7 protein-coding genes are annotated in these 8,323 nt (G+C 39.9%); 1 reads left to right on the top strand and 6 read right to left on the bottom strand.

The window, feature by feature from the left end:
- Positions 1-175: 175 nt before the first annotated feature.
- From C5684_RS07785 to C5684_RS07760, 6 genes are all read right to left on the bottom strand, one after another.
- Positions 176-688 (bottom strand): DUF3368 domain-containing protein, encoded by a 513-nt coding sequence (locus C5684_RS07785; protein ID WP_104639952.1) that lies wholly within the window; start codon positions 686-688, stop codon positions 176-178.
- Entirely contained in the window at positions 652-1,032 is a 381-nt protein-coding gene (locus tag C5684_RS07780) for a UPF0175 family protein (protein ID WP_104639951.1), read from the bottom strand. Before C5684_RS07780 ends, C5684_RS07785 begins: the two co-directional genes overlap by 37 nt.
- A 9-nt stretch (positions 1,033-1,041) precedes the next feature.
- Positions 1,042-3,021: a coiled-coil domain-containing protein gene (locus C5684_RS07775; protein ID WP_104706388.1), complete on the bottom strand. Its 1,980-nt coding sequence runs from the start codon at positions 3,019-3,021 to the stop codon at positions 1,042-1,044.
- 84 nt (positions 3,022-3,105) lie between these two features.
- On the bottom strand, positions 3,106-3,678 hold the full coding sequence (locus C5684_RS07770; RefSeq protein ID WP_104639949.1) for a hypothetical protein: 573 nt from the start codon (positions 3,676-3,678) through the stop codon (positions 3,106-3,108).
- 9 nt (positions 3,679-3,687) lie between these two features.
- Positions 3,688-3,972: a hypothetical protein gene (locus tag C5684_RS07765; RefSeq protein WP_104639948.1), complete on the bottom strand. Its 285-nt coding sequence runs from the start codon at positions 3,970-3,972 to the stop codon at positions 3,688-3,690.
- Between the two features lie 386 nt (positions 3,973-4,358).
- Positions 4,359-5,924 carry a replication initiation protein gene (locus tag C5684_RS07760; RefSeq protein ID WP_158650217.1) on the bottom strand — a complete coding sequence of 522 codons (1,566 nt, stop codon included), beginning with the start codon at positions 5,922-5,924 and terminating at the stop codon, positions 4,359-4,361.
- A gap of 1,199 nt (positions 5,925-7,123) precedes the next feature.
- Here C5684_RS07760 and C5684_RS07755 point away from each other — a divergent pair.
- Positions 7,124-7,729 (top strand): hypothetical protein, encoded by a 606-nt coding sequence (locus C5684_RS07755; protein ID WP_104639946.1) that lies wholly within the window; start codon positions 7,124-7,126, stop codon positions 7,727-7,729.
- The last annotated feature ends 594 nt before the right edge of the window (positions 7,730-8,323 follow it).

The following is an 8,323-nucleotide window of genomic DNA, read 5'->3' as shown; positions in this document are numbered from 1 at the left end:
TAAGCGTTCTTGTTTTATTTTCGCTTGTCGGTGTGGCTTGGTTGTTATCTGGGATTGAGTTTAATTGAGTTGATTTGTGTGAGAAAAGTTGATAATATTGTGTGTATGATGTGTTATATTTTATTTTGAGATATGATAGATGATATTGCAAGCTGACCAAAAGTTCAGATGATCTCTAACTTTCAAAAAGCATGTGTAACAATTGCGGGCTTATAAAAATTCTATGTCTTTCCAAGGCCTCAACAAAGGCTTCAAGTTGTGTGGAGGAAACAAAACCCACTTCTTTCATTTGCAATAAAACTCCTATGGTACCTGTGATTTTTAGGCTTAATTTTTTGGCTTCTGCTCTGCCTTTTCGTTCATCCATAAGAAGCAAGTCAGCCTTGAGTGTTTGGGCCAGTATAATGGCTTCACATTCCCCTATGTCCAGTCCTGTGTTCTCTTTTAATTTTGTGGCTTCTTCCTTTGGAACAGAGCAAACTTGGATAAATTCACAATCCCTAATCTGCTTGGCTTCATCTTGAAACTTCTCATTTTCTGTGAGCTCGGTAAATACACCTAATGGGATATATACACAACCAAAAAAATCCCCCAGCAAATCCAACGCCTCCATTTTCAAGAATGAAATCAGGGGTGTTGTGTCCGAAACAACTAATGAGACTTTGTTTTGAATATTTTTCTTAAACATTCCAAGTCTGCTTGTGCTTCTGCTACGCTGTAATCAACAATAGGGATACCAATTTGACCATAAATGTCTAGCAAATCCAACTTTTTCATCCCCAGTATCTCTGCAGCTCTCCCGTAAGAAATACTTTGATCTTTGATACGGGGATAAAGGAGCAGGGCTCTTTGTAAAATTTGTGCTTGTTCATCTGTATTGCTAATTAGCGTGGCCATTTCATCTGGTACTGATAACTGGATAGTCTTCACAGCTACTCCTTTGTCTAGTATAGACAAGCATTGTAGCAAAAACAGAGAACTTGGCAAGATTTTTGAACCATAATCAGACACAAACTCACCCAACAAACACACCACTAATCCTTACTTGTGCTTTCCTCCACCTTGCAATTCCTTTTGCTGTAATTGAAAAAGTGCATTCTCTAAAAATCTTTTAAAATCCGTTAGTCGATCTGTAGAGTCACTTGCAAGCTTCATATACTCTGCAGTCATCTTTGTGGCTTGTTTAGGATCTATCTTGTTTATTCTGGCGATAATAGCTAGAGCTTCTCTCTCTAGGTTAGCCAGCGTGGTTAATGCTGTAGATGCTTCTTGTTTAATCTCAGGGACTTGTGGTGCAAATGTATCATACAAACAAAAAAGCTCTGTTGTTCTAGGTAAGAATAAATGGGGTGTGCAAGTCATCGATTGCACACCACACCCAAACTGATGCAAATAGCCATTGAACTGATCATTGGTTTGTTCTAAATCATCATAGATCAAAGCTTTGATGCTTTGGATAAAGTCCTTGTCTGTCGTCTTATCTAGGTAGGCTTTAAACTTCTGTCCATTTTGATCGTCCATCCAAAACACCCATTCTCTACACACAAAGCCGTGCAAGATAGACCACTTGTGTTTTTTGTAGTGTTTTTTAAAGAAACTTTTAGCTTCTTGCTCCATTGTGGGCTCTGTGCTCTCTTGTGGAAAAATCTCTTGGGTTTGTGGAGTATTTGTAATGCTAGATTGAGCTTGTAATGTTTGGATAATGGTTTGGAGCTTGTTTGGGGTTGTGGGTTTTTTGTCTAGCTCTTGTATTCCAGACAATGCACTATAAGCGGTATTGATAGTATTTTCTATGTCAGTGTGGGTTTTTTCTGCATTACTAGCTCTTGTTTCTGCATTCTCTGCTTTAGCTGTGAGTTCCTTGTTCTTGGTCGTGAGATTGTTAATAGTTGTACCTTTAGCTTGGAGTTGTTTTTCTAGCTCAGCCTTAGCACTTTCAGCTATTTGTGTACTATCCGCTTGCTCCTTGAGTTCTTTAATCCTTGCCTCAAGCTTTGTTTTAGCAGTGCTAGCAAGCAAATTTTCCCCACAACCTGCTAGCTTACAAAGTGCTTTTAAATCAGTTTCAAGATTGATTTTATCATTTTTGAGTTTCTTAATGCCACTCTCAAGGCTTTCTTTAGCCTCTTGTGTTGTGTCTTTGCTAGGCACATCTACTAAAGTGCAAAGGTTGTTGAAGTCATTAAGGTGTTTAGTTTCAAGGTCTTCTAGGTCTTTGGTGTGCTGTTGTTGGTATTCTTGTTCTTTGTTCTTTAAGACTTCATCATAGTGGTTTTTAATTTCTTTTTCTATCTCTTCTCTCAAAGCTTCTTGTGTTTGGGCTATCTTGGTTTCTTTGTTAGGTGCTTCTCTTTGGATATGCTCTAATTTTGCATTGAGATCAAACTCATTGCTCAGTATGGCTCCAATCACAGGGATAACTTCATCTAGGGTGTAAATCTCACTCTGTAACCATTTGGCAATCTGTTCATTAGCTGCATGGCAAATGGCCGGTGCTTTGCGTAATCTGAGTAGTCTGCGGACTTCATTAGTGAAGGCTTTTATATCTTGCTTGCTTGTAGATAAGCGGATTGCAAGCAAATCCGCTTTGATATTTTCTGAACGCCCAAGTGCTGTATAAGGTGCAATACCGCATACTTGAGCAATTTTTAGGGTTTCTTTCTCAATCTCATTAAAATCTTGCTTTAGTTTTTGGTTGGCTTTAATGGCTTGCTTTAAAGAGGCTTTGAGTGTTTTGTTCTCTTGCTCCAGCTTGTCTTTAGCATCGCTGGCTTGTTGTTTCTCGCTCTGGGCTTTTTTAACATCGGTCAAGTCTTTGACTTTATCTATCACTTTTTCAAAGAACCCCTTGTGGTAGAGTTTATCCACACGGGCTCTGGTTTGCTCTAAAGGTTCATTGGAATAACGGGCAATGTTTGTCTCTCTTTCTAAGGCTTGCTCTTCTGTTAATCGTTTGGCCCTTTCTTCTTCTTTCATTACCGCCCACGCTCTAGGTTCAATGCGTTTGCGTTTACCAGCCACGCCGTAAAGCCCCTAGCTTTAGCTATGGGGATATAAGGCTAGCACAAGCATGGCTGTGCTAATATTTGTGNNAATCCTCTAACTTTAGTTATGGGAGAGTATGTCAATCTCCCGTTTATCAATGCCTCTTTGCATACTGAGCCATTTAGCCACTAGAGATTGCAAATCTCTAAACCATTGGCGTTGGCGTTGTTTGTCTCTAAACACACATTTACCTGTTTGTTTATCAAGGGGTAAAAACTCAATGTGCCCGTGGTGGTTAATCACTGGATTGCCCGCATCATCAAAATGCCCCTCATCATAATGGCGGGCACACATAATGACTTGCCATTTAAACTCTGCTTCTAGTTTGCGAGCGACCATCTCCACATCTTTAAGGGTATGGGTGGGCTTGAGATTGATCACGGCAGACCAGCCTTGGGGCTGTTTGAAATGCGGACCTTTGTGCCGTCTTTTTTCAAATTCTACATTGGCTCTATCAATGATGGCACTCTGGATCTGTTGTGCTTCTTCAACACTACAAGAGAGCTCTACGCCTTCTTTATGTGCCCAAGCACTAATGGGCAAGACATAATCAGGGGGCAAATCTCTTGTATTGTGTTGGACTTGAATGGGGTTGGCGGTTTTTTTGATATGGATACAGGCAATCTCACCCATTTAAACTACCTAAGAGTTAGGGGGTGTTTTACTATCACCTTTAGATTGATTAACACCACCTTGTTCATTTTCTCTTTGGCGTGCTAATTCCATTGCTTGCACCACTTGGGATTTGAGCTCACCTTTCTCTTTGTATTGTTGTTCCAAATCTTGTAATTTTTTAGAAGCTTGGGCAATCTTTAGTTCTAAGTCTTTTTCACTCTTACGTATCCGATCAAAAAGCTTAGAAATCTCTCTATAACTCATCTTATTCAAATCAGGTTGTGTACTCTTTTTATTGCTTTGATTAGCCACCAATTCTCCTTATTATCATTTGGGTTTATACTCTAGCACTTATTAACAATTTTAAAAATTTATTTTTTAAAAAATTCACATTTAAGAGTCCCGCCGATTAGGCGCAAACTCCACCCGATAAAGGCATAATGCCGTGCCCCGTGTGGGCTTATCGGGTAAGTTTGCAAATTTACCCGGTTAAATATCTTGCTACGCTACGATACCGCCCCACACGGGGGTTTTTAACTTGGTAAATTTGTTTTTTAAGAGAGGGAGAGTGAGAGAATTTTTTACGTGATAAATACATTTTGAGTGAAGAGAGTTTGTTATAGGATTAGACTTGTGTTATGTATTAAGAGGCTTTGTTGTTCTTGGGGATGTTGCTCTTGTCTAGCAAGCAACAATAATCACTCCACATATTTCCTAAACCAATTCTCAAAATGTTTGGCACTATCAAAGCTAAAAGGCTTTAAAGACTTACGGGGTTTATCCACATCTTGGATATCCACTTGGATATGCCCGCTTGGAAGTGTGGTGATGTCTTTGATTTTAAGACTAGAGGGCACACCATTAGAGTTCATATAAAGTGTTCTACCAATGTAGCTCCTCAAGATGTCTTTGTAGCTTGTGGATTGTTGAGATGGCTGTTGTCCTCTGGTGAGATTTTTAAAAGTTTTAAAGCCATTGGGTTCTTGTTGGAGTTCTATACTTGTTTGTGTGGGTTGTTGGGTTTGTGTAGATTGTTGTTGTGGTGTGGGTTGCTCTTGTGTTTGCTGTGTTGGTGCTGGTTGTTGGTTTGTATTAGTCAATGGGTAGTCCGCTATCTTTAACCAATTGGCACGGGCTATTTGCTCTAAAAGTGCTTCTTTGTTAGGGAGGACGGCGTGGGTTTCATGGGCTTTGACTTCTTGCCCCCGATTGTAGTATTTGAGCACAAACTCATAACCCTTTTCAACGGGTTGAATCTGATCAATGACGAGTGTAACATAGAGTTGTTGGGGGTGTTGGAAGGTATGACCTAGGATTTCCATTGCTAGCTCATCTTGTTGTTTTTGCTCTGTTTGTTTCCTAGAACGCTGGAGTTCTTTGAGCATACGATCGCTTCTGATTTTCCACGCAATGGTTCTTATATCCCTTTTTGCTTGTTCTCTATCTTTGCTGGTCTTGGTAACAGGTTGGAAGTAGAATTGGATATGGGTGATGCGATTGCCCATGCCTTTTGTTTTGAGTTTCTCATAGCAAAGGTTTTTGAAGTGGGGGAGCTTGTTGAGTTCTTTGAGGGCGGGTTTGAGAATTTGCACTTCAAGTTCACACATTTTGTAATCAACGGGTATCCCCATCAATTCCCTAAACTTCACCCACTCCATTTTAGGGGGCACACCTGTGCTTTTCCATTGCTTGAGAAGGCGATAAAGTGTCTTAGCATACTTACCGCTGATGTTTTGAAACTCTAGGAGTTCAAAGGAAGTGAAGTTGCCATTTAGATAGTTGAGTAGATAACCAAAGTAAGGCATATTGACTTGGATTTCCATACTCTTGACTTGGGCTTTTTGAGTGTCGTGGTAGTTGATTCTAAACTTCCTAAAGAGCATAATATTTTCATCGGCAAGTGGATGGAGTATCCAAAAGTTAGCTAGTCTGATATTTTTCCAAAGTCTTTTAACAACACTGCTGAGCTCACTTTGGCTGATCTTAACCGCATGCACCATAGCCTTGATTTCGTTAATGTCAAAAACCAAGAGCTCATCTTGTTTCTCTTTGAGCTTGTGGAAGATCGCAAAGAGCAGGTTTGTTTCTAATGCGCCTAGCTTGCCTAGAGAGACAGAATTAACATCGTTATGGAAGCTGACATATTTTTCAGAGATGATATTGGGGATTGGGTGTTGGGATTGGGAAATGACTTGGGTTGCTAGGGGGTGTTCTGTATTTAGCGTGTTGGGTTCTATAGTGGTTTGATCTATGGTTTTCTGCATAGAAATGGTTTGAGTAGGTGGAGTTGGATCTGAAAATTGAGAGGTTGTGTTTTTTGTAAATAAAGCCATTATTTGCTTAAGGCATTCAGTCTTTTCCCTATTTAAGGCATCTTTGAATGTTGCATCAACTTCTGTATCCATAAGTGCTTGTAGTTGCTTTAGTTGTTGCATCAAACTCTTCCGTTGTTCGCTCATATCCATACCTCGTAACTCAAAAAATCAAACAATACATGGCACACGGATTATATCAAAAAATGAGCTATAAACTTAAATACATTTTTACTTGCGGATTTTCCTATTCATAGTGCGGATTTTCCTATTCATAGTGCGGATTTTCCTATTCATAGTGCGGATTTTCCTATTCATAGTATCCCATGAGCCACACACCACACGAGCTTCCCGAGGGGTCTAAAAGGTTAAAAAGACGAAGTCTTTTAAAAGGGTTAAAAACCCGCGCGCGGGGAAAGCTTAAAAATGGTCGAAATTTGCAAAAAATACGTGTCTTGCATGAATCGGTAGACCAAGCTGACGCTTGGCTATCACTAAGATTTTGTCCTTGGGGGGCAGATGCCCCCCAAACCCCCAAGAGGGCTTTTGAAGTGAGAAAATGTTGTATTGGCTGGAGATTCAAGGGGTTTAGGATGAGATTGAAGTCTGTGGGGGAGTGTGGGATAGACAAGGGTTACAGAGTGTCCTAGAGTGTCCTACAACCAACAGCTAGCAAGATTGGCGGTGTTTGGTTTGACACGACTGGGGCGATCGGATAATGACTGCTAGACTGGAGTAATCCAAAAGATTGGCAGAATATGGATTTTTGGAGAATCGAAGGGTTTTGAGAAAAGATTTGGAGAGAACTCAAATCGTATATAGTGTTTAAAGGGGTCTAGGAAGCTCATAGAGCGACAGATAGAGGGTGGGGAGTATCTTACCAGCCACGCCGTAAAGCCCCTAGCTTTAGCTATGGGGATATAAGGCTAGCACAAGCATGGCTGTGCTAATATTNNTATGGGAGAGTATGTCAATTGGTGTATTAAGCAAAAACCAGTACTCTATATGGTAGAGTCTGGTTAAATTCGGTGTGGATTTCCACTCATCTCTCGGTTTTACCGGGAGATCTCTTCTTGTCAGTGTTTTGCTTGCCTTTTTGTTCTTGTATCCTTTTGTTTAGTTCCGGATGGATTATCTTTATTAAGGAGTTTTTGCAAGGTGAGATAGGCGAAGAGGGCGCAGTGCTTAAGAAAGTCATTGAGGACAAATTAAAGTTAGAAATAGAGCTTGTGCACTTGGAGTTTGAAGTGTTGCAAGAGCAGTTCAGAGCAAATTGGGGAGATGGTCCGTGGAATTTTAATTGGGGCGATTCGGAGTTTGAAAAAATTTTAGAGACGCTCAAGACTGTTTTTACCAGTGCTACATTTGCCACTTTGTTTGAAAGCCTCACTTCAACTTTAGTTAATGCCTTTAATCTTGGTTCAAAAGCCATAACTGTTGCAAAGGGAGCAGCAGTTGCCTTAGCCACGCTCACTATTGTGTTAGAAATGGTGCAAACATTCATGGAAAAAAAGGCAGAAGGAGACCTAGAGGGTTTTAAACAAAAATTGCGGGCACAATTAGAGCAAATACAAAAGAGGGTTTTGGACATTGTGACACAATGGTATACAAAAAGCCTTGAGAATTACCAAGAGCGTGCTAAGACTATCCAAGAACACCAAGAACAAATAGACATCAAGACGGCGCATAAAAATGCACTAGAGGCGTGGATTGCACAAGGTGAGTGTATAGAGGTGCAGATGCGGGCATTGTATTGAATTGATGGGTTTTTACAAGAAAGAGATTGATGATTTAGAACAGACTCGTGGTGGGATAAAGAAACAAAGCATAGAGACACAATGTGAATCATATGCAAAATTAGAGAGCCTAATCCTCGCTTTTGTGTTCTGCATTTAATCTGCTCTAACTCATCAGGAGTGAAATATATCTCGATTGATTGTATTGCATTTTTGTATTTATCTTAAATTCTTAAATTAGAGTAAAACAGCAAAGGCAAATTAAATCTTTAATTTAATCCACATTTTCCTTGAATCATTGTCCCTTAATCACAATCACCAAGTTAAATATCCCATTTGCTATTCCACGGTAATCTTGCCACACCCTAATAACTTCGGGTTTAAAGGCTTCGGGTTTAGGTGTGGCAAAGACTAGGGTCCAAAATAGCATTGAAACGCTCTAGGAACATTTTAAGGCTTTAGACAATGGTGTTTGGACCGGTTTCTACAAAAAATCTTGCATTTTAAAAGCTTTACTATGGGCTAAAATGGTTATTTTTGGGTTCGTTGGTTTGACCGCTAGATTTATCCTTATTCTCCGTATAAGCCCTTTCCACTTCACGGATATTTTTGAGT

Source organism: Helicobacter bizzozeronii, assembly GCF_900196775.1.
Taxonomy (GTDB): domain Bacteria; phylum Campylobacterota; class Campylobacteria; order Campylobacterales; family Helicobacteraceae; genus Helicobacter; species Helicobacter bizzozeronii.
Note: the sequence above shows the minus strand (reverse complement) of the source record. Positions and strands in the feature narration are given on the sequence as shown.